General features: G+C 68.2%; 24 protein-coding genes and 1 tRNA gene. 11 read left to right on the plus strand and 14 right to left on the minus strand.

The features are described from left to right. The first annotated feature begins 106 nt into the window (after positions 1 to 106). Positions 107 to 1,861 (plus strand): sensor histidine kinase, encoded by a 1,755-nt coding sequence (locus tag BLV57_RS13060; RefSeq protein ID WP_091288891.1) that lies wholly within the window; start codon positions 107 to 109, stop codon positions 1,859 to 1,861. Beyond that, complete coding sequence (locus tag BLV57_RS13065; protein WP_091288892.1) at positions 1,807 to 2,454, plus strand: response regulator; 648 nt, start codon at positions 1,807 to 1,809, stop codon at positions 2,452 to 2,454. Before BLV57_RS13060 ends, BLV57_RS13065 begins: the two co-directional genes overlap by 55 nt. On the opposite strand, the gene BLV57_RS13070 is transcribed toward BLV57_RS13065, so the two are convergent. After that, positions 2,443 to 3,762, minus strand: coding sequence for an FAD-dependent oxidoreductase (locus BLV57_RS13070; RefSeq protein WP_091288893.1), 1,320 nt, complete (start codon positions 3,760 to 3,762; stop codon positions 2,443 to 2,445). The two genes, BLV57_RS13065 and BLV57_RS13070, sit on opposite strands and share 12 nt — an antisense overlap. 111 nt (positions 3,763 to 3,873) lie before the next feature. On the opposite strand from BLV57_RS13070, the gene BLV57_RS13075 reads away from it, so the two are divergent. From BLV57_RS13075 to BLV57_RS13090, 4 genes are read left to right on the plus strand one after another with little or no spacing between them, the layout of a single operon-like run. Continuing rightward, on the plus strand, positions 3,874 to 4,515 hold the full coding sequence (locus BLV57_RS13075) for an aminodeoxychorismate/anthranilate synthase component II (RefSeq protein ID WP_091288894.1): 642 nt from the start codon (positions 3,874 to 3,876) through the stop codon (positions 4,513 to 4,515). Further along, on the plus strand, positions 4,512 to 5,255 hold the full coding sequence (locus tag BLV57_RS13080; protein ID WP_091288895.1) for an ABC transporter ATP-binding protein: 744 nt from the start codon (positions 4,512 to 4,514) through the stop codon (positions 5,253 to 5,255). Before BLV57_RS13075 ends, BLV57_RS13080 begins: the two co-directional genes overlap by 4 nt. Then, positions 5,249 to 5,899: a hypothetical protein gene (locus BLV57_RS13085; protein WP_091288896.1), complete on the plus strand. Its 651-nt coding sequence runs from the start codon at positions 5,249 to 5,251 to the stop codon at positions 5,897 to 5,899. The genes BLV57_RS13080 and BLV57_RS13085 overlap by 7 nt, the downstream gene beginning before the upstream one ends. Positions 5,900 to 5,941: 42 nt before the next feature. Beyond that, positions 5,942 to 6,178, plus strand: coding sequence for an effector-associated constant component EACC1 (locus BLV57_RS13090; RefSeq protein WP_143047044.1), 237 nt, complete (start codon positions 5,942 to 5,944; stop codon positions 6,176 to 6,178). A 53-nt stretch (positions 6,179 to 6,231) separates the two neighbouring features. On the opposite strand, the gene pknB is transcribed toward BLV57_RS13090, so the two are convergent. From pknB to BLV57_RS13125, 7 genes are all read right to left on the minus strand, one after another. After that, positions 6,232 to 8,205 carry a Stk1 family PASTA domain-containing Ser/Thr kinase gene (pknB, locus tag BLV57_RS13095; RefSeq protein ID WP_091288898.1) on the minus strand — a complete coding sequence of 658 codons (1,974 nt, stop codon included), beginning with the start codon at positions 8,203 to 8,205 and terminating at the stop codon, positions 6,232 to 6,234. Then, the gene (locus BLV57_RS13100) at positions 8,202 to 9,395 is read right to left on the minus strand and encodes a serine/threonine-protein kinase (protein ID WP_091288899.1); all 1,194 of its coding nucleotides are present in this window, start codon (positions 9,393 to 9,395) and stop codon (positions 8,202 to 8,204) included. Before BLV57_RS13100 ends, pknB begins: the two co-directional genes overlap by 4 nt. Before the next feature lie 3 nt (positions 9,396 to 9,398). Further along, positions 9,399 to 10,868: a peptidoglycan D,D-transpeptidase FtsI family protein gene (locus BLV57_RS13105; protein WP_091288900.1), complete on the minus strand. Its 1,470-nt coding sequence runs from the start codon at positions 10,866 to 10,868 to the stop codon at positions 9,399 to 9,401. Next, positions 10,865 to 12,319 (minus strand): FtsW/RodA/SpoVE family cell cycle protein, encoded by a 1,455-nt coding sequence (locus BLV57_RS13110; RefSeq protein WP_091288901.1) that lies wholly within the window; start codon positions 12,317 to 12,319, stop codon positions 10,865 to 10,867. The genes BLV57_RS13105 and BLV57_RS13110 overlap by 4 nt, the downstream gene beginning before the upstream one ends. Beyond that, complete coding sequence (locus BLV57_RS13115) at positions 12,319 to 13,704, minus strand: PP2C family protein-serine/threonine phosphatase (protein ID WP_091288902.1); 1,386 nt, start codon at positions 13,702 to 13,704, stop codon at positions 12,319 to 12,321. The genes BLV57_RS13110 and BLV57_RS13115 overlap by 1 nt, the downstream gene beginning before the upstream one ends. Then, complete coding sequence (locus tag BLV57_RS13120) at positions 13,701 to 14,168, minus strand: FHA domain-containing protein FhaB/FipA (RefSeq protein ID WP_091288903.1); 468 nt, start codon at positions 14,166 to 14,168, stop codon at positions 13,701 to 13,703. The genes BLV57_RS13115 and BLV57_RS13120 overlap by 4 nt, the downstream gene beginning before the upstream one ends. Positions 14,169 to 14,272: 104 nt before the next feature. Then, positions 14,273 to 15,538, minus strand: coding sequence for an FHA domain-containing protein (locus BLV57_RS13125; protein WP_091288904.1), 1,266 nt, complete (start codon positions 15,536 to 15,538; stop codon positions 14,273 to 14,275). Positions 15,539 to 15,667: 129 nt separating this feature from the next. Here BLV57_RS13125 and BLV57_RS13130 point away from each other — a divergent pair. Further along, positions 15,668 to 15,753 (plus strand) — tRNA-Leu (locus BLV57_RS13130). A 60-nt stretch (positions 15,754 to 15,813) separates the two neighbouring features. On the opposite strand, the gene BLV57_RS13135 is transcribed toward BLV57_RS13130, so the two are convergent. The 4 genes from BLV57_RS13135 to BLV57_RS13150 are packed head-to-tail and all read right to left on the minus strand — an operon-like array spanning position 15,814 to position 19,745. After that, positions 15,814 to 17,010 carry a cytochrome P450 gene (locus BLV57_RS13135; protein WP_091288905.1) on the minus strand — a complete coding sequence of 399 codons (1,197 nt, stop codon included), beginning with the start codon at positions 17,008 to 17,010 and terminating at the stop codon, positions 15,814 to 15,816. Between the two features lie 23 nt (positions 17,011 to 17,033). Beyond that, positions 17,034 to 17,669 carry a hypothetical protein gene (locus BLV57_RS13140; RefSeq protein WP_091288906.1) on the minus strand — a complete coding sequence of 212 codons (636 nt, stop codon included), beginning with the start codon at positions 17,667 to 17,669 and terminating at the stop codon, positions 17,034 to 17,036. Further along, positions 17,575 to 18,723, minus strand: a complete 1,149-nt coding sequence (locus BLV57_RS13145; RefSeq protein WP_143047045.1) for a hypothetical protein — start codon at positions 18,721 to 18,723, stop codon at positions 17,575 to 17,577. Before BLV57_RS13145 ends, BLV57_RS13140 begins: the two co-directional genes overlap by 95 nt. Positions 18,724 to 18,773: 50 nt before the next feature. Beyond that, positions 18,774 to 19,745 (minus strand): helix-turn-helix domain-containing protein, encoded by a 972-nt coding sequence (locus tag BLV57_RS13150; protein WP_091288908.1) that lies wholly within the window; start codon positions 19,743 to 19,745, stop codon positions 18,774 to 18,776. 182 nt (positions 19,746 to 19,927) lie between these two features. Here BLV57_RS13150 and BLV57_RS13155 point away from each other — a divergent pair, with 182 nt between their 5' ends. After that, positions 19,928 to 20,212, plus strand: coding sequence for a hypothetical protein (locus tag BLV57_RS13155; protein ID WP_143047046.1), 285 nt, complete (start codon positions 19,928 to 19,930; stop codon positions 20,210 to 20,212). A gap of 46 nt (positions 20,213 to 20,258) precedes the next feature. On the opposite strand, the gene BLV57_RS13160 is transcribed toward BLV57_RS13155, so the two are convergent. After that, entirely contained in the window at positions 20,259 to 20,633 is a 375-nt protein-coding gene (locus BLV57_RS13160; protein ID WP_091289125.1) for an FKBP-type peptidyl-prolyl cis-trans isomerase, read from the minus strand. Positions 20,634 to 20,776: 143 nt separating this feature from the next. Here BLV57_RS13160 and BLV57_RS13165 point away from each other — a divergent pair, with 143 nt between their 5' ends. Then, the gene (locus BLV57_RS13165) at positions 20,777 to 23,986 is read left to right on the plus strand and encodes a penicillin acylase family protein (RefSeq protein ID WP_091288910.1); all 3,210 of its coding nucleotides are present in this window, start codon (positions 20,777 to 20,779) and stop codon (positions 23,984 to 23,986) included. 19 nt (positions 23,987 to 24,005) lie between these two features. Beyond that, positions 24,006 to 24,356 carry a VOC family protein gene (locus BLV57_RS13170; RefSeq protein ID WP_091288911.1) on the plus strand — a complete coding sequence of 117 codons (351 nt, stop codon included), beginning with the start codon at positions 24,006 to 24,008 and terminating at the stop codon, positions 24,354 to 24,356. On the opposite strand, the gene BLV57_RS13175 is transcribed toward BLV57_RS13170, so the two are convergent. After that, the gene (locus tag BLV57_RS13175) at positions 24,353 to 25,060 is read right to left on the minus strand and encodes a dienelactone hydrolase family protein (protein WP_091288912.1); all 708 of its coding nucleotides are present in this window, start codon (positions 25,058 to 25,060) and stop codon (positions 24,353 to 24,355) included. The two genes, BLV57_RS13170 and BLV57_RS13175, sit on opposite strands and share 4 nt — an antisense overlap. Before the next feature lie 99 nt (positions 25,061 to 25,159). Between BLV57_RS13175 and BLV57_RS13180 the strand changes: the two genes are divergently transcribed. Beyond that, positions 25,160 to 26,194, plus strand: coding sequence for a trans-sulfuration enzyme family protein (locus tag BLV57_RS13180; RefSeq protein WP_091288913.1), 1,035 nt, complete (start codon positions 25,160 to 25,162; stop codon positions 26,192 to 26,194). The last annotated feature ends 23 nt before the right edge of the window (positions 26,195 to 26,217 follow it).

Genomic DNA, 26,217 nt, shown 5'->3' on the forward strand with positions numbered 1-26,217 from the left:
TCCCTCGGAATCCGCTTGTCTCCCCGACGGGGGTGGACCTAGGCCCACCCCGACTCTGAACCTGCGCCTACTGCGCTCGCCGGGTCCGCCGGGCAAGAATTCAGCGGTGACCCGCTACCTGATCGCACTCCGGCGCAGCTTCGTGCTGGCCGGGCTCGCGATCGTGGGCCTGCTTCCGCTACTGGGCACGCTGGTCGCGTTGGTCTTCATCTGCTCGGGCGTGCTCATCTGGTTCGCCCCACCGGTCGTCGAGTGGTGCCGCCGCTACGTGAACCGGATGCGCCACGTCGCGACCGAGCTGACCGGGGTCGAGCTGCCAGCGCCGTATCGGGCCGAGCCGCCGGAGCCGGAACGCGAGGCCGACGGCTGGTACCGCGACGGCAATTCGCTCTACCGGAAACCGAAATGGGTCTGGGTGAACCGGCGGATCGAGTGGGTTTTCGAGGACCCGGCCACGTTCCGCGACGGCATGTGGCTGGTGCTGAACCCGGTGGTCGGCCTGCTCCTGCCGCTGGTGACGGTCTTCGCTGGTCCGATCGCGGTGCGGTCATATGGGCGTTGGCTGCATGGTCGGCTCAGCCGTACTCCCACGTTCCAAGGGCTGCGCTGGCTTAATAAGCACGGAGAAGCCTTTGGACACCTGATGGGCTTCTTAGCCGTCTCGACGCTTCAGTTCCTGTTCGGGCTGTGCGTGCTCTGCACGATCATCACGCCGATCGGGGCCGGTACGACGGTGGCGTACCGCAAGTTCGTCAACATGCTCCGAGACGCCACGAGCAAGTGGAGCGGCGTCGAGATCGAGGTCCCGTATCTGCCGGAGCCACGGTTCCCCGTCGCCCGCCCGGATGGGCTGTACCAGCTGGGAAAGCAGCTCTACGAGTCGCCGTGGTGGCCCGCGCTGGTCAACCGCATGGTCTGGGTGCAGCGCGACAGGGCGACCTGGCGTGATCTCGCGGCGGGCGTGCTGATACCGCTGGTCTCGCTGGCGGCGCTGGTCCTGCCGTTCGGGTTCGTCGCCGCGGCCTGGTGGCCGCCGTTCGACCCGGACTTCCCGGTCTGGGCGCGGATCGTGTTGCCGTTCGTGCTCACCGGCATCGGTTTCGCCTGCTCGCCGCCGTGGCTGGCGCGTGCGGTCGCCCGCTTCGCACGGCTGCTGCTCGGGCCGACGGAGGCGTCCCGGCTCGCGTTGCGGGTCGAACGCCTGGAGCGCACCCGTACCGACGCCAGCGCCGCCCAGGCCGCCGAGCTGCGCCGGATCGAACGCGACCTGCACGACGGCGTCCAATCGCGGCTCGTCGCCATGGGGATGAAGCTCGGCGCGCTGGAGGCGCTGATCGACCGTGACCCGGAGAAGGCCAAAGAAATGGCCGCTGAGCTGCGGCGGAACTCCTCGGACACGCTGACCGAGCTGCGGGATCTGGTCCGCGGAGTGCACCCGCCGGTGCTGACCGAGCGCGGCCTCGGCGACGCCGTGCGCGCGCTGGCGCTGGACAGCCCGCTGCGGGTCGAAGTGAGCGTCGACCTGCCAGGACGCATCGAGCCGCCGGTGGAGGCTTGCGCCTATTTCGCGGTCAGTGAGCTGCTGGGCAACGCCGTCAAGCACGGCCAGGCCGAGCGCGCCACGGTCTCGCTCGGCTTCGAACGCGGCAGGCTGGTCGTCGTGGTGACGGACTCCGGCCGCGGCGGCGCGAATCCCGTGCGCGGCTCGGGACTACGCGGAATCGAGCGTCGGCTGGGTGCCTTCGACGGTAAGTTGACCGTCGACAGCCCGCCGGGCGGCCCCACCGCGGTGACCCTGGAGATTCCGTGTCAGCTCGAACCGTCATCGCCGAAGACCAGTACCTGCTCCGAGACGGACTGACCCATCTGCTGACCGCGCACGGCTTCGACGTCGTCGCGGCCGTCGCCACCGGCCCCGAACTGCACGCGGCGCTGCTGGAACACCGTCCGGACATCTCGATCGTCGACGTCCGCATGCCGCCCACCAACACCGACGAGGGCCTGCAGGTCGCGCTCGCCGTCCGCCGCGAGATCCCCGCGTTGCCGATCCTCGTGCTCTCCCAGCACGTCGAGCAGCTCTACGCGCGCGAGCTGCTCGCCGACGGCACCGGCGCGATCGGCTACCTGCTCAAGGACCGCGTCTTCAACGCCGACCAGTTCATCGACGCCGTCCGCCGGGTCGCGGACGGCGGCACGGTGATGGACCCCGAGGTCATTGCGAAACTGGTCGCGGGCAACAGCACCGACCCGCTGGCCTCACTGACCCCGCGTGAGCGCGAGGTGCTCGGGCTCATGGCCGAAGGCTGCTCCAACGCGGCGATCGCGTCGAGGCTGTTCTTCAGCGAAGGCGCGGTCGCCAAGCACACGGCGAACATCTTCGCGAAACTCGGCATCAGCGCCTCGGACGACACCAACCGCCGAGTCCTCGCGGTGCTGACCTATTTAGGCTCGTGAAACCCGCAGCATCTCGTCGCGCTCGACGACCTTGACGCGTTCGCGGCCCTGCGGCTCGCCGAGCGACTTCTCGTGCGCGTCGAGCTTGCCCCAGCCCTCCCAGGTGGTGAACGGGATGCCGCGGTCGGCGAGGAAGTCCAGCACCGCCGAAGGCTCCGGCCGCGCGGGCGCGGCGAGCGTGTCGACGTCCGCGAGCAGGCTGGTGATGGTCTCCAGCGCGTCGCCCTTCGTGTGGCCGATGAGGCCGATCGGGCCACGCTTGATCCAGCCGGTGACGTAGACGCCGGGCAGCTGGTTCTCGTCGAGGTCGAGCACCCGGCCCGCCTGGTTCGGCACGGTCCCGGAGGTGTGGTCGAACGGGATCTCCGGCAGGTGCGACGACAGATAGCCGACGGCGCGGTAGACGGCCTGGACGTCCCAGTCGTGGAACTCGCCGGTGCCGCGAACGTTGCCGTCGCCGGTGTACTCCGTGCGCTCGGTGCGCAGGCCGACGACCTTGCCGTCCTCGCCGAGCACCTCGGCCGGCGAGTGGAAGAAGTGCAGGTGCAGGCGCTTCGGCCGGTCGCCCTGATCGCGGATCGCCCAGTCCTGCAGCGTCTTCACGATCATGTCGACCTGCTTGGACGCACGCAGCGCCGCGATGCTGCCCTCGTCGAACTCCATGTCCTCGGCGTGCACGATCACCTCGACGTTGGGCGAGTGGTCGAGCTCGCGCAGCTCCAGCGGAGTGAACTTGGCCTGCGCCGGGCCGCGGCGGCCGAAGACGTGCACGTCGGTGACCGGGCTGGCCTTGAGTCCGTCGTAGACGTTCTGCGGGATGTCGGTGCTCAGCAGCTCGTCCGCGGTCTTCGCGAGGATGCGCGCGACGTCGAGCGCCACGTTGCCGACGCCGAGCACGGCGACGCTGGTCGCGGTCAGCGGCCAGGTGCGCGGCACGTCGGGGTGACCGTCGTACCAGGACACGAAGTCGGCCGCGCCGTGGCTGCCGTCGAGGTCGATGCCGGGCAGGTCGAGCGCGCGGTCGGACGAGGCGCCGGTCGAGAAGATGACCGCGTCGTAGAACTCACGCAGGTCGTCGAGCTTGAGGTCGGTGCCGTAGTCGACGTTGCCGAGCAGCCGGATGTTCGGCCGGTCGAGCACCTTGTGCAGCGCGGTGACGATGCCCTTGATGCGCGGGTGGTCGGGCGCGACCCCGTAGCGGATCAACCCGAACGGCGCGGGCATGCGCTCGAACAGGTCAATCGTCACGTCGGCGTCGGATTTGTCCAGGATGTCGGCTGCGTAGATGCCGGCGGGACCGGCGCCCACGATGGCTACACGAAGAGATCGGGTCACACACTCCAACGTAAGTTAGGCCGTCCTAACTTTCATGGTGATAAAGCGCACGGTCCACGATCCGGAACCCGGTAAGCTCGCCTTATGCGCGTTCTGGTGGTCGACAACTACGACAGCTTCGTCTACAACCTGGTCCAATATCTGGCCCAGCTCGGCGCTGACTGCACGGTCTGGCGCAACGATGTCGTCGACGTCGACAAGATCACCGAGTTCGACGGCGTGCTCGTCTCGCCGGGCCCCGGCACCCCGGAACGCGCTGGTCAGAGCATGGATGTCATCCGCAAGTGCGCCGAGGCGAAGGTCCCGATGCTCGGTGTCTGCCTCGGTCACCAGGCGCTCGGCGTGGTCTTCGGCGCCACCGTGGACCGCGCGCCCGAGCTGCTGCACGGCAAGACGAGCCAGGTGCGCCACGTCGGCCGCGGCGTCCTCGCCGGGCTGCCGGAAGAGTTCACCGCCACCCGCTATCACTCGCTGACCGTGCTGCCGGAGACCATCCCCGACGTGTTCGAGGTCACCGGCCGGACCGAATCCGGCGTGGTCATGGGCATGCGGCACCGCGAGCTGCCGCTCGAAGGCGTCCAGTTCCACCCCGAGTCGGTGCTCACCGAGGGCGGCCACCGGATGCTGGCGAACTGGATGGCCTCGGCGGGCCACCCGGTCCCCGCGTCCACTGTGGACACGCTGGAGGCCGCGACCAAGGCGCTGCAGAAGGCCGCTGTTGCGTGATTTCTCTGCTGGGGGTCAGCAAGAGTTACGTACGGGGTAGGCCCGTTCTCGACGGGGTCGACCTCGAGATCGGCCGCGGCCGCATCGTCGGCATCCGCGGTTCGAACGGCTCCGGCAAGTCGACGCTGCTCCGGATCATGGCCGGCGTCTCGCGGCCGAGCGCGGGCACGATCGAGGGCCGTCCCGTGGTCGGCTACCTGCCCGATCGGTTCCCCGCCGCGCAGCGGATGAGCGCGCGGGCGTATCTGCGGCACATGGGCCGGATTCACGGTATCGCCGATCTGTCCATTGTGGACGACCTGCTCGACCGGCTCGCGCTGGTCGGCGGCAAGGGCACGCAGCTGCGCAGGCTGTCCAAGGGCAACGCCCAGAAAGTCGGCCTGGTGCAAGCGATCCTGGCCCAGCCTGACCTGCTCATCCTGGACGAGCCATGGTCCGGCCTGGACGTCGAGGCGCACACCGTGCTCGGCGAGATCGTCGAAGAGACCAAGGCACGCGGCGCGAGCGTGGTCTTCACCGACCACCGCCCCGACGTCGTGCACGAGCACGCCGACGACGTCCACCTGATCGTCGACGGCAAGCTCACCACCGAGAGCAGGCGCCAAGCGTCGGTCCGCATCGTGCTGACGGGCCCGAACGGCGAGCGCGTCGAAAAGGTCGTCGACGCGGCCGGTTCCGACGCGATGTTGCTGGCCGCGCTGAACGACGGCTGGTCGGTCCAAGAGGTGATCCGGTGTTAGCGGTCGCGCGGTACAACTTGGCTCTGCTGGGCCATTCCCAGCGCTACCTTCCCGCTTCGATCCTGCTGCTCGGCGTGCTCGGCCTGCAGTACACCGAGCGCAAAGCCCCGGTGCTGCCCGAGTTCGCGGTGAGCGCGGGCGCGCTGCTGGTCGTCTCGTGCTGGCTGACCATCGCGCTCATCGACGTCGAAGACCCCGTCCAGCGCCTGATCACCTTGAGCCACGCCAGAAAGCTCGCGCCGGTGCTGGCCGGCGCGGTCCTGACCGTGCTCCTCTGCGCTGCGGCGCTCACCGTGATCTCCGAGAGCTGGGCGTTCGCCAGTCACCTCGGCGATGTTTCCGTCGCGCACCTGGGACTCGGCGCGCTCGCACACCTCGCCTGCGCGTGCGCGGGCATCGCGATCGGCCTGCCCTGTTCACGGCTGCTGATCGGCAGGATCGGCTGGACGCTCGTGGCGGCAATCATCACGCTCATCGTCGTCATGCTGACCCACTGGCTGCCGATCGTGAACCCGATGCTCCGCGCGCTCGCGGCCGACGTTCCACCAGGTCCTGGCCCGGTGCTGATCGGCTTCGCGGCGTCGGTGATCACCCTGGTGGCCAGTGCCGGTGTGGTCGGAGTCCTGGTCCACCGCCGGGCGTAAGCTGCAATCTGCAAATTGCATCCTGCGCGAGGAGGACCTGTGGTGTCTGGAACCGTGGTGATCAGCTTGACCGGCTCCGGTCACGAACTCCTCCATCTCGCCGGATGGCTGCGCGGCGAGGACGACCTCCGTCCCGGCGTCACGATGGACGAAGACTCGATCGAGGTAGTCGTGAACAGCGGCTCGGTCGCGACCCTGTGCACGTCGGTCTTCGACTGGCTCGGCCACCGAAGAGAGATCGACTCGGTCTCACTCAGCATGAGAGCCGAGAAGGCTTAACAACGACAAAGGCCCCGCGAGTGAGACTCGCGGGGCCTTTCGTTCATCGCCGATCAGGGAACGCCGGGGAACCCGGTTTTCGTCGGCGTGGTGGTTTGACCACCGTTGTTGGAGTACACCGTCACCGTGACGTCCTGCTTCTGCGTGAGCGTCGCGCCGGCGGACGGGTCGGTCGATGCGACGGTGCCGACATCGGTCGGGTTGAAGGTGCCCTTGGACTTCTGAATGATCTTGCCGCCCCAGCCGGAGCTCCGGAGCTTCGCCAATTCGGCGTTCATCTGGTCCTCGGTCATCCCGACCAGGTTCGGCATCTTGAACTGGGTCTGCGAGCCGTTGGACACCTCGAGCACGATCTGGGTGCCGACCGCCACGCTGCCGCCGTTCGGCTTCTGCGAGACGACCTGGTCCTTCGGCTTGTCGGAGTCGACGTCCTTGCGCTGGACGGTGAAGCCCGCGGCGGTGAGGCCGGCCTTGGCCTCGGCGAAGGTCTTGCCCGTGTAGTCGGTGACCGTCTTCTGTTCCTTGGTCTTGCCGATCTTGATGGTCACCTGGGTGCCCTGATCGACCGTCGAGCCGCCGGACGGGTTCTGTTCCTGGACCTTGCCCGCCTGCTTGTCGTCGTCGACGTCGACCTCTTCGACGGCCGGGTTCAGGGTCAAGCCCTGCGGAGCAAGCGCGGTTTCGGCCTCGGTGCGGGTCTTGCCGACGAGATCCGGGACCTGCACCTTGCCGGGGTTGACGCCGACGGTCAGCTTGATCTTCGTGGTGGTCGGCACCTTGGCGCCCGCCGACGGGTCGACCGCGAGGACCTTGTTGATCTGCTCGTTGGTGCAGTTGATCTTGCCGGTGTTCTGCACGCCGCAGGGGATCGGGATCTTCTCGTAGACGAAACCGGCACTGCGCAGCTGAGAGCCCGCTTCGGCTTCGGTCATCCCGACGACGTTGGGCACCTGTGCTTCGGTGGTCGTCTCCTTGAACGCACCCATCAGCCACATGATCAGCAGTGCCGCTCCGGCGACGAGGATGCCGGCCACGACCGCGATGATCGTCCGCCGGCGGCGCTTCGCGCGCGGGTCCTCCTCGTCCATGGCCGCGGCGAAGTCGTCGTAGCGCTGCGACTGGCGGCGGTCCGAGTCCATGACCTGGGTGCGCTCGTCCTCGGACATCACCATCGGCGCGGACGGGCGCTGACCCGACAAAGTGCGGACCAGGTCCGAACGCATTTCCGCCGACGACTGGTACCGGTTGGCCGGGCCCTTCGAGAGTGCCTTCAGCACGACCGCGTCGAGCTCCGGCGAAACCGCGGGGTTCACCGAGGACGGGGGCTTCGGGTCTTCACGAACGTGCTGGTAGGCGACCGCGACGGGGGAGTCGCCGGTGAACGGCGGCTCGCCGGTGACGAGTTCGTAGAGCACACAGCCGGCGGCGTAGACGTCCGAGCGGGCGTCGACCTGCTCGCCGCGTGCCTGCTCGGGGGAGAGGTACTGGGCGGTGCCGATCACGGCCGCGGTCTGGGTCATGGCGGACTGGCCGTCGTGCATCGCGCGGGCGATGCCGAAGTCCATCACCTTGACCGCGCCGTTCTTCGTGATCATCACGTTGGCCGGCTTCACGTCACGGTGGACGATGCTGTGGCGGTGCGAGAAGTCCAGCGCCGCGCAGACGTCGGCCATGACCTCCATGGCCCGCTTCTGCGACATCGGGCCCTCGGTCTTGACGATGTCACGCAGCGTCCGGCCTTCGACGTACTCCATGACGATGTACGGCAGCGGGCCGAACTCGGTGTTCGCCTCGCCGGTGTCGTAGACGGCGACGATCGCCGGGTGGTTGAGCGCGGCCGCGTTCTGGGCCTCGCGGCGGAAGCGTTCCTGGAACTGCGGGTCGCGCGCCAGGTCGGCGCGCAGGATCTTGATCGCCACTTCGCGGCCCAGCCGCACGTCATGACCGTGGTGTACCTCGGACATACCGCCGTAGCCGAGCGTGTCGCCCAGTTCGTACCGGTTGCTGAGCAGTCTTGGTGTGCTCATTTCTGCGTGCCGTTCCATTCCGTCCAAGGTGTGCTCATCATGCCCTGAGGGCCTTCAGCCGGCTGTGTGGGTTCATAGGCCGACCCGGTCGGCCGCACGTCCGGTTGTTCATTCGCCGGTGGTTTGCTTCCGCCGCCTGCCACCTGCACGATCACCAGCACCGCGGCCGTCACGATCAAGACGACGACCACCACCAGCGCTACCCACAGCCCGGTGTGATTCCGTCTCCGCTGTGGCAGAACGCCGGGTGGCGGAACCGGCATCAGCGCGGGATGCGACGGCGGCCCGATCGGGGCCATCGGGTTGTGCAACGGCACTGGTGCGTAACCCGAGTTCAGCATCTGCTGGGGAACCGGCAACGGGTGCCCGGCCTTGACCGCGGCGATGGCGGCCGCGAACTCGCCGCCGTTGTTGTACCGCTGCCTCGGGTCCTTCACGAGCGTGGCTTCGATGACGGCCCGCGCATGCGGCGGGACGTCCGGCGGCAGCGGCGGCGGGATGTCGCGGATGTGCATCATCGCGACGGTCACCGCGTTCTCCGACAGGAACGGCCGATGCCCGGTCAGGCATTCCCAGCCGCAGACCGCCAGCGAGTAGACGTCGCTCGCGGGCTCCGCGCCGTGGCCGAGCGCCTGCTCCGGCGCGATGTAGTGGGCGGTGCCCATGACCATGCCGGATCGGGTCACCGGCGCGGCGTCGGCGGCCTTGGCGATGCCGAAGTCGGTGATCTTCACCTGCCCGTTCTTGGTGACCAGGATGTTGCCAGGCTTGATGTCGCGGTGCACCAGGCCCTGCTCGTGCGCCGCCTGCAGCGCGTTGCCTGCCTGCTCCAGGATGTCCAGCGTCGCGTCCGCGGTGATGCGGCCCTGTTTCGCGAGAATCCCGGCGAGCGGATCGCCCTCGACGAGCTCCATCACCAGGTACGCGATCGACAGCTCGTCGGCGACGGTCTCGCCATAGTCGTGTACGGCCGCGATACCCGGATGGTTCAGCGAAGCCGTCATCCTGGCCTCCGTGCGGAACCGGTGCAGGAACTCGGCGTCCCCGGACAGCTCCGCCTTCAGCACCTTCACCGCGACGGTGCGGTCCAGCCGGGTGTCACTGGCCTGCCAGACCTCGCCCATCCCGCCGACGGCGATCCGGTGCGTCAGCTTGTAGCGCTCGGCGAGCAGTTGACCCGTGGACAGCATCCGCTATCCACCCCCGAGCTTCGCGTTGATCGCCGCGCGGCCGATCTCGGCGGCGACCGTGCCACCGGTCGCCTCCAGGCCGCGGTTGCCGCCGGACTCGACGATGACCGCGACCGCGATCTGCGGGTCGTTGGCGGGCGCGAACCCGGTGTACCAGGCGTGCGGCGGGGTGTTCTTCGGGTCGTTGCCGTGCTCGGCGGTGCCCGTCTTCGACGCGATCTGGATGTCGTCGCGCTTGCCGCCGCCCTTGGTGAAGCCTTCCGACGCGATCATCATGTCGCGAAGGATGTTCGCGTTCGAGCTGCTCAGCGCCGGGGTGCCGGTCAGCTCGGTCGGGTTGATGTCCTGCAGCGTCGACGTGTCCGGCGCCAGCAGCGCCTGCACGAGCTGCGGCTTCATGGCCATGCCGCCGTTGGCGATGGTGGCCGACAGCAGGCAGTCCTGCAGCGGGCTCAGCAGGACGTCACGCTGGCCGATGCCGCTCTGGTAGAGCGCGGCCTGCGACTCGAGCTTGCCGAGTGTCGAGGTGGCGACCTTGGTCGGGATCGCCAGGTCGGTCTGCCCGATGCCGAAGTTGACCGCGACCTTGTTCAGCTTCTCCTTGCCGAGCTTGCCGGCGAACTCCGCGAACGGGACGTTGCACGAGTGCGCGAGCGCGTCCTTGAACGTGGTGCCCGCGCACGCGGCGCCGCCGTAGTTCTCCAGCGTGGTCTGCGTCTGCGGGAGCTGCACGTTCGGCGCCGAGTTGATCGGGGTGTCGGGGCCGTTGCCGTCTTCGAGCGCGGCGGCGGCGGTGACCAGCTTGAACGTCGACCCAGGCGGGTAGATCTCCTGGATCGCGCGGTTCAGCATCGGCTTCTTCGGGTCGTTGGAGTAGGCGGTCCAGGCCTGCTCCTGCGCCTTGCCGTCGTGCGAAGCCAGCTTGTTCGGGTCGTACGACGGGGTCGAGACCATCGCGAGGATGCGGCCGGTCTTCGGCTCCATCGCGACGACCGAGCCGGTGTAGCCCTTCTTCATCATCAGCTCGTACGCGGCCTGCTGGACGGCAGGGTCGATGGTCAGCCGGACGTTGCCACCACGCGGGTCGCGGCCGGTGATCATGTCCGAGAGCCGCCGCACGAACAGCCGCGGGTCGGAGCCGTTGAGGATGTCGTCCTCGGCCCGCTCCATGCCGCCAGCGCCGTAGCGCACCGAGTAGTAGCCGGTGACCGGCGCGTACATCGGGCCGTCGACGTAGGTGCGGGTGAAGCGGAACTTGTCGTTCGACTCGGTGACGCCCGCGACGATCTTGCCGCCGACCTGCGCGACGATCTGGCCGCGCTGGCGGGCGTACTCGTCGAGCAGCACGCGCGCGTTGCGGGAGTCGGTGCGGTAGTCGTCGGCCTTCACGACCTGGATGTAGGTGGCGTTGCCCAGCAGCAGGACCACCATGACCAGCATGGCGACGCCTACCTTGCGCAGAGGTGTGTTCACTTGGGTCGCTCCACCATCACCGTGTGTGCCTCGGCCAGCGGAGCCTGGGGCTGCTGGGGCTTGGGCCGCGACGCCGGCCTGCGCGCGGCGTCGGAGATCCGCAGCAGCAGTGCCACGAGTACGTAGTTCGCCAGCAGCGAGGAGCCGCCTCGCGAGAGGAACGGCGCGGTGATGCCCGTCATCGGGATCAGCTTGGTGACCCCGCCAACCACCACGAAGATCTGCATCACGATGGCGAACGAGAGCCCGCCGCCGAGCAGCTTGCCGAAGGTGTCGCGGACGGCCAGCGCGCTGCGCATGCCGCGCATCGCGAGCAGCAGGTAGACCATCAGGATCGCGGCGAGGCCGATGAAGCCGAGCTCCTCGCCGATCGCCGCGGTGATGAAGTCGGTGCTCGCCTCGGGGACCATGTCCGGCCGTCCCGCACCGAGCCCGGTGCCGCCGACGCCACCGGTGCCGAGCCCGAAGAGGCCCTGCGCGATCTGGTAGCCGCCGCCGGGGTCGTCGTAGGTGGCGAGCGGGTCCATCCAGTTGGCGACGCGCTGCTGGACGTGCGTGAACAGGTTGTAGGCGATGACGCAGCCCGCCATGAACATGCTGACGCCCAGCACGACCCAGATCACGCGCTCGGTGGCGACGTAGAGCATCACCAGCACGACACCGAAGAACAGCAGCGAGGTGCCGAGGTCCTTTTCGAACACCAGCACACCGATGCAGACGCCTGCCGCGATCAGGATCGGGCCGAGGTCACGGGCGCGAGGCAGTTCGACACCGAGGAACTTCCGGCCCGCCACCAGGAACAAGTCGCGTTTGGACACCAGGAACGCGGCGAAGAACACCATCAGCAGGATCTTCGCGAATTCACCTGGCTGGATCGACATGAAGCCGAGCTTGATCCACACCTTCGCGCCGTTGACCTCGGAAAGGCTCTTCGGCAGCACGGCGGGCAGCGCCAGCGCGATGACCCCGATCAGCCCGGCGGTGTAGCCGTAGCGGGTCAGCGTGCGGTGGTCCTTGACGATGATCAGCACGGCGAGGAACAACGCCAGCGCGATGACCGTCCACAGGATCTGCTTGGGCGCGTCCGGCGAGAACGCCTTGCCGTTCTGGATCGCGCGCTCGGCCGAGGCCAGGTCGATCCGGTAGATCATCACCAGGCCCATGCCGTTGAGCAGCGCGACGCACGGCAGGATCAGCGGATCCGCGTACGGCGCCCAGCGGCGGACCGCGGCATGCGCGACACCGAAGACGGTCAGGTACGAGATCCCGTACCAGAACACGGCGGCCGTGAGCTGGTGGTCCTGATTGGCCTCGACCAGCACGAAGGCGATCGTGACGATGAACGCCGCGAAGGCGAGCAACACCAGTTCGGTGCCTCGCCTCGTCGGGAGTTCACGCTGAGGATTGGTGGTGAACGCCCCCGCTGCCGGGTCTGCCAGTTGCGGACCCATCAGTTACCGCCTCCTGGCGACACGGATGTCGATGAGGTCGCCTGGCAGTCCCTCCTCGGCTGTTCCGTGCCGGACGGGGCCGAAGGAGTGGTCGTCGGGGTGCCGCTCGGCTGCTGTGCGGAAGACGAGGGCGTCGGCGTCGGCGACGTGGACGGGCAAGGTGGTGGGGTGAGCACCTTGTTGGAGCGCAGGAAGTCGTCGATGTAGCGGCGGGCCTCGTCGAGGCTGTCCTTCTTGACGCCGTTCTTGATCGCGACCCGCGCGTCCTCCTGCAGGCTGGACAGCCGCAGCGGCTCACACGCCTGGATCTGGCACGAACCCTGCTCCTGGGTCTGCAGGTCGATGCCGAGGATGCTGCCGGGCACGCCGCGGAAGATGACGACCTCGTCGTTGGCGCCTTCACCGACGTAGTACTGGCTGAGCACGAAGTACCGGGTGGTGATCGCGGCGGCCGCGAGCACGATGAGCACCACGATGCCGCCTACCAGCCAGCGAAATCGCTTCCGGCGTTTGGCCTTCGGGTCCTCTTGCGGCTGCGGGAGCTCCGGGCGGGGCTGGGGCGGCGGCTGCGTGAGCGCGCGGGCCCTGGCCGCCGGCGAGTCCGCCTGCGGGCGTTCGTCGCTGCCGTCACCGGCCGCGCCACCCACGATCGGGTGATCATCGCCGAAGTCGACGTCGACCACGTCGGCGATGATCACCGTGACGTTGTCGGTGCCGCCGCCGCGCAGCGCGAGCTCGATCATCCGGTCCGCGCAGTCCTGCGGGTCGCGGATGAGCATCGCGTCGGCCAGCGTCTCGTCGCTGACCATGCCGGACAGGCCGTCGGAACAGATCAGGTAGCGGTCGCCCGCCCGCGCCTCGCGCACGGTGAGCGTCGGCTCGACCTCGTGCCCGGTGAGCGCCTTGAGCAGCAGCGAGCGCTGCGGGTGGACCGCGGCCTCCTCCGGCGTGATCCGGCCCTGCTCCAGCAGCTCGTTGACGAAACTGTCGTCACGGGTGATCTGCGAGAACTGGCCGTTGCGCAGCAGATAGGCGCGCGAGTCACCGACGTGGACCATGCCGAGCCGGGAGCCGGAGAACAGCACCGCGGTGAGCGTGGTCCCCATGCCTTCCAGGTCGGGGTCCTGCGAGACGAGCTCGGCGATGGCCCCGTTGCCGTTGCCGACGGCTTCACGGAGCTGGGCGAGCAGGTCATCGCCCGGCTCGTCGTCGTCGAGCGGCGCGAGTGAGGCGATGACGACCTTGCTGGCGACTTCACCGGCGGCGTGACCGCCCATGCCGTCGGCGAGTGCGAGCAGGCGCGGACCCGCGTACACCGAGTCCTGGTTGCTGGAACGAACCAGGCCACGGTCGCTGCGGGCCGCGTAGCGGAGTACGAGAGTCATGGGCGAAGCTCGATCACCGTCTTGCCGATTCGGATGGGGACGCCGAGTGGGACTCGGAGGGGTGCAGTGACCTTAGCCCGGTCGAGGTAGGTGCCGTTCGTCGAGCCCAGATCTTCCACATACCAGTCCTCACCACGCAGGGAGATCCTGGCGTGGCGGGTGGACGCGTAGTCGTCGTCGAGCACCAGCGTCGAGTCGTCGGCCCTGCCGATCAGGATCGGCCTGCCGTCGAGCGCGATCCGGGTCCCTGACAAGGCGCCATGCGTCACGATGAGCTGCTGCGGCGACTTCCCGCCACGTGGTCTCTTCTCCGCCTTCTTCTTCCGCCCGAACGATGGGATCGCGACGCGTAGCCCGGAGGCCGCGTACAGGTCCGAGCGGACGACTCGGAGCGCGGCGAACACGAACAGCCAGAGCAGCACGAGAAACCCTGCCCTGGTCAGTTGAACGACAAGCTCTGGCACGTGTTGTGTCCGCTCCCGACTCTTCCACGCCAACCTGCGACACGATATGCGTCGCAGGTCCCCCCGCAACGCAATTGTGCGGGAACGGCTCGAACCTCCTGAAATCAGCCCTGTGTGCGGAAGACCAGCGACGAGTGACCGACCCTGATGACGTCGCCGTCGGCGAGCTGCCAGGTCTGCACCGGAGTGCCGTTCACCGTGGTGCCGTTGGTCGAGCCGATGTCGGCGAGCGTCGCCGACTGGCCGTCCCAGGTGATCTCGAGGTGACGACGCGAGACACCCGTGTCCGGGAGCCGGAAGTCGGCGTCCTGACCACGGCCGACCACGTTGCCGCCCTGCTTCAGGGAGTATGTCCGGTTCGACCCGTCATCGAGCTGCAGGCTCGCCGCGAGCGCGCGGTTTCCGGCAGGCGGTGAAGGCGGGGCGTAGCTCTGCTGGGCGTAGCCGCCCTGCGGCTGGCCGTACGGGTCAGGCTGGCCGTAGCCACCCTGGTCGTAACCGCCCTGTGCGGGCTGCTGGCCGTACTGGTCGTAGCCAGGCTGCGCGGGTTGGCCGTAGCCACCCTGGTCGTAACCGCCCTGTGCCGGGGGCTGACCGTACTGGTCGTAACCGGGCTGCGCGGGCTGGCCGTAGCCACCCTGGTCGTAGCCACCCTGTGCCGGGGGCTGACCGTAACCCTGGTCATAGCCGGGCTGCTGCTGGCCGTAGCCGCCCTGGTCGTAGCCGCCCTGTGCGGGCTGCTGTCCGTACTGGTCATAACCGGGCTGCTGACCGTAACCCTGGTCATAACCCGGCTGGCCACCCTGCTGCTGGCCATAGCCCTGGTCGTAGCCGGGCTGCTGACCGCCCTGCTGCTGTCCATAGCCGTACTGGCCCTGCTGGCCGTACGGGTCTCCCTGGTCATATTGGCCGTAGCCACCGGGCTGGCTCATTGCTGGGTCTCCTGCGTTGCTGGGTGGTGCTGACCGTCCAGAACGGCCGGCGTCTTGCGGTTTGACGTCGGGATCGACGGACGAGCGGGTCTTGAACTGTCCAGTATGCAGCGCCTCGTTGCGCTCGAGCGAGACTACGACGTCACCATAGGTGTCCCAACCGTGCTCTGCGAGATGTTCCGAGACCGCCTGTGCGAGAACTTTCGTGACCCGCTGTTCGTCTCCGGCCATCCGATCATGGTCGGCCTGCCCCAGCGCCACGATGTAGTGGTTGGGGGCGAGCAGACGACCGCCGGCCAGCTCACGAACGTTGTCCTCACTTTCCCGCTCAAGCGCCACCGCCACTTCCTGCGTGACGACGTTGCCACCGAACATCCGCGCGAAGGTGTTACCGACCAGGTGCTCGAGTCGCCGATCGAACTTCTCAACCCGGCCCACCTGGACAAGCCTCCTTCATGTCTTCGCTTCCCTTCGATCCTATCCGGGCCGGGGCCCACCTACACGGCCCCCGGTGAAACCCGCTCCAACCGACTGCTAAGCTTGCTTCGCTCCACCGGAAAGTCACTCGGGCGAGTGGCGGAATGGCAGACGCGCACGGTTCAGGTCCGTGTGTCCGAAAGGACGTGGGGGTTCAACTCCCCCCTCGCCCACCAGCAAGGCCCCTTGGTGTTAGACGCCAAGGGGCCTTTCTTGTTGCTCGGGTATGACTCGGCTCACTTGAAGGACAGCGGCAGACTCGCCGGTCCACGCAAAGTCACGGTCGGTGACCAGGTCGGCAGGGCCGACTGGTGGAACGAATGCGCTCGTTCGGTTAGGGCGAGTAGCAGCGTCTTCGCTTCCAAACGGGCGAGTGGCGCGCCGAGACAGAAGTGAATGCCCTGGCCGAACGCCAGATGCCTGCCCGGCGGCCGCTTCACGTCGAAACGGTCCGGGTCCTCGTGCGAACGCGGGTCCCGGTTGGCCGCCCCGATCAGGATGATCGCCTCGGCGCCCTGGCCGACCGGCACGTCCCCGATGGACGTCGGCGCCAGCGCGGTCCGCATGGTCAACTGGACGGGCGAGTCGTACCGGAGCACCTCTTCGACGGTTTGCGCTGCTAGCGAACGCTCGGCCGTCAGCGCGTGCAGTTGCTCCGGATGGTCCAACAAGGCCAGCACCCCGTTGCCGATCAGGTTGGTCGTCGTCTCATGGCCGGCGATGAGCAACAGCATCACCGTGATCACCAGCTCGCCCTCGCTGAGGCTGTCGCCGGAGTCGGAGACAGCGACCAGATCGGACAGCAGATCCTCGGTCGGCCTGCGCCGTCGCTCCCCGGCCAGCTCCCGGAAGTACGCGACGAACTCACGCCTGGCCCGCACCGCCTCCCGCAGCACGTCCTCCGGCACGAGGAACGCCGGGTCCAGCGCCCGCGCCATGGCGTTCGACCAGGCGGCGAACCGGTCCCGGTCGGCGAGCGGGACCCCGAGCAGCTCACTGATCACGATCACCGGCAGCGGCTTGGCGATCTCGGTCATGAGATCGGCCTCACCTTTTTCCTTCGCGGCCTCGACCAGCTCATGCGCGAGCGTCTCGATACGCGGAGCCAGCCGCTCGATGGTCCGCGGGGTGAACGCCTTGGACACCAGCCGCCGCAACCGCGTGTGATCCGGCGGATTGAGCCCGAGGAACGACCGGATCACCTTGCCATCGGCGTCCACCGGCTCGTTCTCGTCAGGATCGGGCAGCACCTCCCGCTCCGGATGACCGAACGCGGGATCGCGCAGCACCGACGTCGCCTCGTCGTGCCCGCTGACGACGATGAAGTTGTCGTTCAGGACGAGGACTTCGCCGCGTGCGCGGACCTGCCGGTACATCGGGTACGGATCGGCCCTGGTTTCCGGGGCGAAGAGCGAGGCGAAGAGGTCGGCCATACCCCCAGACTGCCTGAGCTTCGCTAGTCGCGAGGGAAGAAAGCGGACTTCGCCAGCGCGCCGCGCCACTTGGCAGGACTGATGATCTCGTTCTGACCGGTGACGATGTGATGCGCTGGGACGTCCTTGCTGACGGTCGCGCCCGCGCAGACGTAGGCGCCGGTGCCGACGTTGATGCCGCCGATGAGGGTCGCGCCCCACCCGACGAAGACGTCGTCCTCGAGACAAGGCGAGGTCTCTTCGGCCTCGGGGGCGTCCCACGGCAGCGTCGGGTCGAGCTGGCGGTGGATCAGATCGCCGAAGACCCGGCAGTTCGCGCCGACGACGCTGCGCTCGCAGACCAGCGAGCAGCCGATGATCGACCCGTCACCGATCTTGGCCTTCGCGCCGACCGACGCACGGTGTGTGAGCAGGACGTTCTTGCCCAGCGTGACGCCGCCTTCGAGATGGCAGAAGGTGTCCAGGATCGAGTCGTCGCCGATCTGCGACTCCTCCACCACGACGCAGAACGGGCCGATGTCGCAGCGGGCGCCGATCGTCGTCTTCCGGTTGAGCCGGTCCCACTCACCGACCTGCAGGCGCCGGTAGGGGACGCCGATTTCTGCGGTTGGCGCGACCGTCGCGCTGCTGTCGATCTGTACGGCCTCGTAAACGGCCATGGGTCTTCCTCTCGCGAGTCTCCCCGACCGCACTGAGATCGAGGGAGTCTAAGGCGGCGGTGAGTGAGGTGGCGCACAAGTCCCCCAGTCGGGATCGCCAGACGGCGAGGTCCTCGTGCCAGGTATGCAGATATTTGGAGAGCGCGCGTGCGTGGATCGACGCACGCCTGGCTTCCGCCGCTTCGAGCGCGATGGCCGCTTCGAGCGCGGTGATCGTGGGGTCGCCGCAGGCGATGCCGTCGGCGGCCTCGGCGATGAGCCTTCGGCGTCCGTCGAGAAAACGGTCCCAGAATTCTGGAGTCCCGGCCGTCTCCTGAGGAAGCAAGCTGTGGGCTAGTTCCATAAGTCCTTCGGCGAACACGTCGCCGAACTCCTCGCCGACGGCCCGCGACGGCCGCGCGAACGGGTCGTAGGGGAGTTGCCGCACCGAGCCGGTCCGGCCGACGCGACGCCGCTGGACGCTCGGAAACAGGAACAGCCAGTCCTCGTTGTAGATGTCGGGGAAGAAGGCGTCGGCGCGGTCGCTGTCGACCAAGAGCGCCGAGCCGCTGACGAAAGTGTCCTGCTTGGCGCCTGCCATCCGGTTCGCGTGGCAGACCACCGAGTTGTCGGGGAAGTCGCGGACCTCGAGACCGATCATGTCGAGTGATCCGAGCCCGGCGGCGGCCCGCCGCAGCTGAGCGGGCACGAGGCCGGTGATGTCGTCATCGAGGAACATCAGCCGTCGCCAGCCTGCCAGTTTCGCCAGCACGAGGCCGAGATTGCGTTTCATGCTGAGGTCGCCGAGCCTGGCCGCCTTCGCCTCGTCGATCCGCGAGGTCGCGAAGTCGAACAGCGGATGCCCGTACCCGGCGGGCAAGTCGATGGCCAGCCAGCGCAGGTTCGGGATTCGGGCGGCGAGATCGCCGAAGCCTGCCGCGGTCGCGGACCGGCTGCACAGCACGACGACGAGCGAACCGAGCTTGGCCGCGACCTCGGCGGTTTCTCGCAGCGCGGCCGCCTGCCTGGTCGCGGAAACGACGATCGCGTCCGGCGCCGCGTGTCCGAATGGCACCGGGCTCAGCAACTCTCGGTGGGAGCACCTCGCTGGAACGAGTGCCGTGGTCATTCCCCGGCAGTCCATTCGTAGAGTCGGGAATCGGGATTGTGCAGGTCCGGGGTCGCGGGCACGGCGCCGATCACCGGCACCCGCATCAGCAGGCCGAAGTTCTCGATCGACCCGAAGCGGCTCTTCGCGTAGTCCGTGTTGCGGTCGCCGACGGCCGCGTCGGTGAAGCAGCGGACCGCGCCGAACACGCCCCTGGTCATCACGCCGCCGCAGATGGTGAGCGTGCGGGCGACGTTGTTCGGATTGGGCAAGCGGATGAACAGGCCGACGTCCTCGACCACCTCGGACCGATGCTCGTCGGCGAACACCGCGTCGACGCGTTCGCCGCCGGGGATCTGGAACCATTCGCCGTTGGGGATCTGGTCGTTCGCCGGGACCTGGGAGACGGGGAAGTCGGCCTGGCGCACGACGTCCCTGGTCGTGTCGTTCAACGCGGCTCCGCCGAGCAGCACGAGATGGGCTTGCAGGTCATCCGGCTCGGCGGCCAGCTTGTGCTGCACGTCCGAGTGCGGATTGAGCGCCCGGATGTGGCTGAACAGCTCGACCATCGCGTCGAGGTCCGCGTAGGCGGACAGCCGCATGAAGTTGGCGTTGGCCGGATCCGCGTACTCGGTCTTCTCGTCGTCCGGGAGTTCACCGCAGATGATGCGGACCGGGCCGCCGTCGGGGAATCGCCACAGGTCGGGGAGCCGGTCGAGGTCTTCCGGGTGGCGGCCGGTCGCGGTGGCGTGCAGCTGCAGCAGTTCACGGCGGAGGCTCTCGAACTCGGTGTGTTCCTCACCCGCGAAGAAGCGCGCGTAGTCCGTGACCCGCCGCTCGCTGGGCGTCTTCTTGCCGTTCTCCCATGAGGAGACAATGGAGACGCCGACCCCGAGCGCGTCCGCGATCGCCTTCTGCTTCAGCCCGGCGGCTGTGCGAAGTTCGAGCAGACGGGCGGGCAGGTCCACGCTGGCTTCCTCACTGTTCACCGAAGTTCACCCAGGCGGTGAAGTGATGGCATCCAACCACTCGGATTCCCTGTTGGCAAACGAAAACCTGAAAATGGGCGTTGACCTGGAGATCTGTGGCATCGTACCCTCATTGCACCGGACTACACCACGAGGAGAAAACTTTACCAAACTGGTGAACTTTGAAGGCAGAGGGGCGCGCCATGAACCTGTCAGCTTCGCAAGCCGAAATGTCGACACAGTCGCTCGGGTCAGGGTTGCTGACCGGCCTGGTGGTCGCGCTGGTGGTCATCGCGCTCGTGCTGGCGCGGATCATGCGGCATGTCCTCGACCTGGTGAAGCCGATCGTCGCGCCGCTGCTCTCCACGGTGGGCGTGCTGATGCTGGCCACCGTGGTGCTGGCCATCACCGTCTTCTCCTCGGGTGAGGCCGCACCGCCACCGCCGGTCCAGAATCCGCCCGCGCCGGTCATCGCCGCGGTCAAATAGAAACGGCGGGCACCCAGGGGTGCCCGCCGTTCGGCTTTTGTCGGAGCTAGTTCACGCCCACCAGGTCCACGACGAAGACCAGCGTCTCGCCGGGCTTGATGACGCCGCCCGCGCCACGGTCGCCGTAGGCCAGGTGCGGCGGGATGACCAGCTTGCGCCTGCCGCCGACCTTCATGCCGTCGACGCCCTGGTCCCAGCCGGGGATGACCTGGCCGCTGCCGAGGCCGAAGTTCAGCGGTTCGCCACGGCTCCACGAGGAGTCGAACTCCTCGCCGGTGGAGAAGGAGACGCCGACGTAGTGCACCGAGACGGCGTTGCCCGCCTTGGCTTCCTGACCGTCGCCGACCGTGATGTCGGTGGTTTCGAGCGCCGCGGGCGGGTTGCCTTCGGGGCGGTCCACGATGGGCTTTTCCAAACTCATGCCGAACACCGTACCGAGCGTTCATCGATCCTGCTCACGACCACGGGCTACTCCATAGGTGCATAGCGAAGATGAAAAGTCTTCACAATTGGCGGCCGGTTAACTAACGTGCGCTGCGTCACGTCTGCGAAGGAGCAACTGGCATGCCTGGTCGCATGAAAATCCTCGTCGCGCTCAGTGCGCTGACGGCCGCCTCAGTCATCACGACCACTCCCCAAGCCACCGCCGCGCCACTGATCGCACCCAATGACTACTGCCTGGGGCAGTGCAACGACATCGTGCCGCCCGGCGAGAACGGCAACGCCACGCTCGCCGACATCCTCGCCCACAAGGCGTTCGGCACCCGCCCGGCGCACGCGTCGGACCAGCTGCCGAAGTACGCCGGGCTCGCCGATGGCTACAAGACCCTCACCACGTCGACGATCAGCAAGTTCTTCAACGACTCGTCGTTCGGTGTGCCCGCGGACCAGGTGGAGAGCACGACCAAACCACGCGCGGACGTGACGATCACCCGCGACAAGGCGACCGGGGTGCCGCACATCGTCGGCACCACCCGCGCGGGCACGACCTTCGGCGCCGGCTTCGCGGCGGCGCAGGACCGGCTGTGGCTGATGGACGTGATGCGCCACGTCGGACGCGGCCAGGTGACGCCGTTCGCCGGCGGCGCCCCGTCCAACCGGTCGCTGGAGCAGTCCTTCTTCTCGTCGGCCCCGTACACCGAGGCCGAGCTGCTCGATCAGATCAACAAGGTCGCGGCGAGCGGTCCGCGTGGCGCGCAGGCGCTCGCCGACGCGAAGTCCTACATCGAGGGCGTCAACAAGTACATCACCGACTCGCACGCTGGCCGGTACTTCCCTGGTGAGTACGTGCTGACCGGGCACGTCGACTCCATCACCAACGTCGGCACGATCGACCCGTTCACGCTGACCGACCTGGTCGTGCTCGCGTCCGTGGTCGGCGCGCAGTTCGGCGCCGGTGGCGGCGGCGAGGTCCAGCAGGCCGTCGCGAAGATGGCGCTGCAAGAGAAGTACGGCCTCGAGCAGGGCGAGAAGGTGTGGCAAAGCCTGCGCTCCGAGGACGACCCCGAGACCGTCAAGACCGTGCACGACGGCCAGACGTTCCCGTACGGCAAGACGCCCGCGAACCCGCAGGGCCTCGCCATGCCGGACAAGGGCACGGTCACCGGGCAGCAGCTGGTGTTCGACCCGACCGAGTCCGCCGTGGCGCCCGCGACCGAACGCGTCGCCGCGCCCAAGGAGCTCGAACCGGCTCGCGGCATGTACGACAACGGCGTGCTGCCCGCGAACCTGCTGACCGAGAAGCACGGCATGTCGAACGCGCTGGTCGTGTCCGGCTCGAAGACCGCCAGCGGGCACCCGGTGGCCGTGTTCGGCCCGCAGACCGGGTACTTCGCGCCGCAGCTGCTCATGCTGCAGGAGCTGCAGGGACCTGGCATCAGCGCACGCGGCGCCTCGTTCGCGGGCATCAGCTTCTACGTGCTGCTCGGCCGCGGCCAGGACTACTCGTGGAGCGCGACCAGCGCGGGGCAGGACATCACCGACACCTACGCGCTCGAGCTCTGCGACCCGAGCGGCAAGCCCGCGACGAAGGAGTCCAACTACTACCGGTTCAAGGGCCAGTGCCTGCCGATGGACACCATCGAGCGCAAGAACGCGTGGAAGCCGTCCGTCGCCGACTCGACGGCCGCCGGTTCGTACACGCTGCGCAGCTACCGGACCAAGTACGGCCCGGTGACCAGCAGGGCGCTGGTCGGCGGCAAGCCGGTCGCGTACACCTCGCTGCGCTCGACGTTCTTCCACGAGGTCGACTCGATCGTCGGCTTCCAGGAGTTCAACGATCCCGACTTCGTCCACGGCGCCAAGGACTTCCAGCGTGCCGCGCAGGACGTCAACTACACGTTCAACTGGTTCTACGCCGACTCGAAGGACGTCGCGTACTACAACTCCGGCAGCAACCCGGTCCGTCAGTCCACTGTGGACCCGAGCATGCCGGTCAAGGCGGACGCCGGTTTCGACTGGCAGGGCTGGGATCCCAACGGCAACAAGGCGACCTACACGCCGCCATCGCAGCACCCGCAGTCGATCAACCAGGACTACTACGTCAGCTGGAACAACGCGCAGGCCAACGGTTACGCGGCAGGCGGCGCCGACAAGTCGTCCGTGCACCGCGCCGACCTGCTCGACGTGCGGGTCAAGCAGCTGATCTCCAGCGGCACCAAGGTGACCAGGGTCAACCTGACCCAGGCCATGGAGGAGGCCGCGCTGACCGACCTGCGTGCGGAGAAGGTGCTGCCGCAGCTCCTGCGGGTCATCGACAAGGCGCCGGTCACCGGCCCGGCCGCGGACGCCGTCGCGAAGCTGAAGGCGTGGCTCGCCGCCGGCGCCAAGCGTGCGGAGACCACGCCGGGCAGCAAGACGTACGCGTACGCCGACGCGATCCGGATCATCGACGCGTGGTGGCCGCTGCTGGTCGCCGCCGAGTTCAAGCCGGGCATGGGCGACGCCGCGTACAAGGCGATGACCGACGTGCTCCAGATCAACCAGAGCCCGTCCGGCTGGCAGAACGAGGAGCCTGGCCAGCACCACGGCCAGCCGCACCAGGGTTCGGCGTACCAGTCCGGCTGGTGGGGTTACGTGCACAAGGACATCCGCTCGATCCTCGGCGACCCGGTCGCCGGACCGCTCGGCGCGAAGTACTGCGGCGGCGGGGATGTCACGGCCTGCCGTCAGGTGCTGCTCGACTCACTGGCCGCGGCCGCCGCGCAGCCCGCGACCACGGTCTACCCGGCCGACGGCATCTGCTCGGCAGGCGACCAGTGGTGCCTCGACTCACTGGCGCACACCGCGTTGGGTGGCATCACGCACGACAAGATCAGCACCCAGAACCGTCCGACCTTCCAGCAGGTCGTCGAGTTCCCGTCCGCTCGTGGCGTCGCCGTGTCCAACACGGCGGCCAACAAGGTGGCGAGCGCGACCAGCTATGAGAAGGGCTGGTTCAACCTGCCGCCCGCCAACGCCGTCGACGAGAACCAGTCGACGCGCTGGGCCAGCGACTGGAGCGACCAGCAGTCACTGACGGTCGACCTGGGTTCGGCGCAGCCGGTCTCCCGCGTCATCATGCGCTGGGAGGCCGCCTACGGCAGGGCTTACAAGATCCAGCTCTCCGACGACGGCCAGAACTGGCGGGACGCCGCGTCCATAGTGGACGGTGATGGTGGCGTCGACAATGTCAGCTTCGCGACTTCGACCGCCAGGTATGTCCGGATGGCCGGAGTCCAGCGGGGCACCAACCACGGTTACTCGCTCTACGACTTCGAGGTGTATTCGCACTAGCCGTGGCACGATCCCGGGCATGATTACCGGTGCCCACGTGATCCTGTACAGCAACGACGCCGACGCCGACCGCGCGTTCATCCGTGACGTGCTCGGCTACCCGCACATCGACGCGGGTGGGGGCTGGCTGATCTTCAAGCTCCCGCCCGCCGAGGTGGCGGTCCATCCCGCCGAGGGCGAAGGACGGCACGAGCTCTACCTGATGTGCGACGACGTGCACGGCACGGTCGCCGAGCTGACGGACAAGGGCGTCGAGTTCGCCCAGCCGGTCACCGATCAGGGCTGGGGTCTGCTGTGCACCATCCGCCTGCCGGGTGGCGGCGACCTCGGCCTCTACGAACCCCGCCACCCCAAGGCGTACGAGCTCTAGCCGAGCGCGGCGAGCACCTTGTCGAACGCCAGCTCGACGGCCTTGCGCGACTCGTCGGTGTGATCGAGCAGATCGAACGAATGCTGCCCGTTCGGCACGTCGACGATCTCCAGATTCGCGCCGGCCGCTTCGACGAAGGCCGCCACGCCCGCCGCGATCTCGGGCCGTTCCAGACCGACCCTGACCAGCACGATCGGCAGGGTCGACTCGCCGACCGCCTCGACCGGCCGGAACCGCGGTTCGATCTCCCAGCCGGGAAAGGTGGCCAGCAGCGGATAATTCGCCGCGACACAGCGCAGCCAGCCGTGCCCCGCCCGCAGCCATTCGGCGCTGAGCAGCCCACCACCGGAGAAGAACCAGACGGCGATCCGGTTCGGGTCCACCCGAGGATCGGCGCGAACCAGTTCGACCGCGGCGGCCACGTCCTCGGCGGCCGTGGGGTAGGCGTCGAAGGCGTGCAGCCGGTGATCGACCACGGCGGCGACAACGCCCTTGGCGGCCGAAAGCGACCCGTAGCCACGGAAAACCGGCCAGTCACGCGGCGTCGGCCGCTGCTCGGGCGCGACCGGCCCGCCGTGCACGAACACGATCGCGGGCCGGGGCCCGTCCGCGTCGGGCAGGTACAGATCGACGGCGCCGTGCCGTTCGGGCTCAGTGGGTTCGACCTCGATCACGAACGGCTTCAAGACGTCTTCGAACGGCATGTTTTCAGCCTACGGATTTCAGTGAGAGGCCGTGCCCGGTTCCGGCAACGTGAGACTTGACTCCCTGCTGACCAGCGGTTCGGCGGTTACCGTGATCGAGTGGATTCCGAATGGTCAGCTCGTACCCGCGCCGTGGCCGCCGGCCGTCCCCACGGCCCCGGTGAGCCGCTGAACACCCCGATCGTGCCCGCCAGCACCTTCGAAGCAGGCGGCGACCGCAACTACTCCCGCGAGAACGGCACTCCCACCTGGGAGGCGCTGGAGCAGGTGATCGGCGATCTCGAAGGCGGCCACGCCACCGCGTTCGCCTCGGGCATCGCCACGCTCGCCGCGATCATCGACATCACCCCGGTCGGCGCGAAGGTCGCCGTGCCGACGTTCAGCTACGCGGGATCGCGCGGCCTGCTCGCGCACGCCCACCGGACCGGACGCCTGGTCGTCACCGAGCTGCCGCCGGACGAGACCGACGCGTGGACCGGCTCGGACGCGGACCTGCTCTGGCTGGAGTCGCCGACCAACCCGACCCTCGACGTGATGGACCTCAAGGCCATCGCGGCCGCCACCAGCGGCCGGGTCGTCGTCGACAACACCTTCGCGACCCCGCTCGGCCAGCAGCCGCTCAGCATCGGCGCGGACATCGTCGTGCACAGCGCGACCAAGCTGATCGGCGGCCACAGCGACCTGCTCCTCGGCCTCACCATCGCCGCGGAGCCGGCGCTGGCCAAGGAACTCCGCGACGCCCGCACCCGCAACGGCGCGACCCCGGGCGCACTGGAGGCTTACCTCGCGCTTCGCGGCCTGCGCACTTTGCCGGTCCGCCTGGCCGAGCAGACCCGCACGGCCGCGACCCTCGCCGAACGCCTTGCCGCGCACCCGGCCGTCACCAAGGTCCGCTACCCGGGCGAGGGCATGATGATCGCCTTCGAACTGCCCGACGCCGAATCCGCCGACGCGGTGACCGCCCGCTTGCGCCTGATCCGCCGCGCGACCAGCCTCGGCGGCGTCGAAAGCGTGGTCGAACGGCGTGCTTGGCTCGCGGGTGACGCACATGTCCCAGCCGGTCTGCTGAGGTTCAGCGTCGGCCTCGAAGACCCCGAGGACCTCTGGCGAGACCTGGCATCCGCCTTGGGATGACCTGGCTCAAAGGGTCGTGAGTG

Source organism: Amycolatopsis xylanica, from assembly GCF_900107045.1.
GTDB classification, from domain to species: domain Bacteria; phylum Actinomycetota; class Actinomycetes; order Mycobacteriales; family Pseudonocardiaceae; genus Amycolatopsis; species Amycolatopsis xylanica.

Excerpts from the sequence above, each read along its gene's own strand:
- BLV57_RS13075 (WP_091288894.1), top strand. The coding sequence starts at position 3,874 with ATGCGCGTTCTGGTGGTCGACAACTACGACAGCTTCGTCTACAACCTG.
- pknB (WP_091288898.1), bottom strand. The coding sequence starts at position 8,205 with ATGAGCACACCAAGACTGCTCAGCAACCGGTACGAACTGGGCGACACG.
- BLV57_RS13100 (WP_091288899.1), bottom strand. The coding sequence starts at position 9,395 with ATGCTGTCCACGGGTCAACTGCTCGCCGAGCGCTACAAGCTGACGCAC.
- BLV57_RS13110 (WP_091288901.1), bottom strand. The coding sequence starts at position 12,319 with ATGGGTCCGCAACTGGCAGACCCGGCAGCGGGGGCGTTCACCACCAAT.
- BLV57_RS13115 (WP_091288902.1), bottom strand. The coding sequence starts at position 13,704 with ATGACTCTCGTACTCCGCTACGCGGCCCGCAGCGACCGTGGCCTGGTT.
- BLV57_RS13135 (WP_091288905.1), bottom strand. The coding sequence starts at position 17,010 with ATGGCCGACCTCTTCGCCTCGCTCTTCGCCCCGGAAACCAGGGCCGAT.
- BLV57_RS13140 (WP_091288906.1), bottom strand. The coding sequence starts at position 17,669 with ATGGCCGTTTACGAGGCCGTACAGATCGACAGCAGCGCGACGGTCGCG.
- BLV57_RS13155 (WP_143047046.1), top strand. The coding sequence starts at position 19,928 with ATGAACCTGTCAGCTTCGCAAGCCGAAATGTCGACACAGTCGCTCGGG.
- BLV57_RS13160 (WP_091289125.1), bottom strand. The coding sequence starts at position 20,633 with ATGAGTTTGGAAAAGCCCATCGTGGACCGCCCCGAAGGCAACCCGCCC.
- BLV57_RS13165 (WP_091288910.1), top strand. The coding sequence starts at position 20,777 with ATGCCTGGTCGCATGAAAATCCTCGTCGCGCTCAGTGCGCTGACGGCC.
- BLV57_RS13170 (WP_091288911.1), top strand. The coding sequence starts at position 24,006 with ATGATTACCGGTGCCCACGTGATCCTGTACAGCAACGACGCCGACGCC.
- BLV57_RS13175 (WP_091288912.1), bottom strand. The coding sequence starts at position 25,060 with ATGCCGTTCGAAGACGTCTTGAAGCCGTTCGTGATCGAGGTCGAACCC.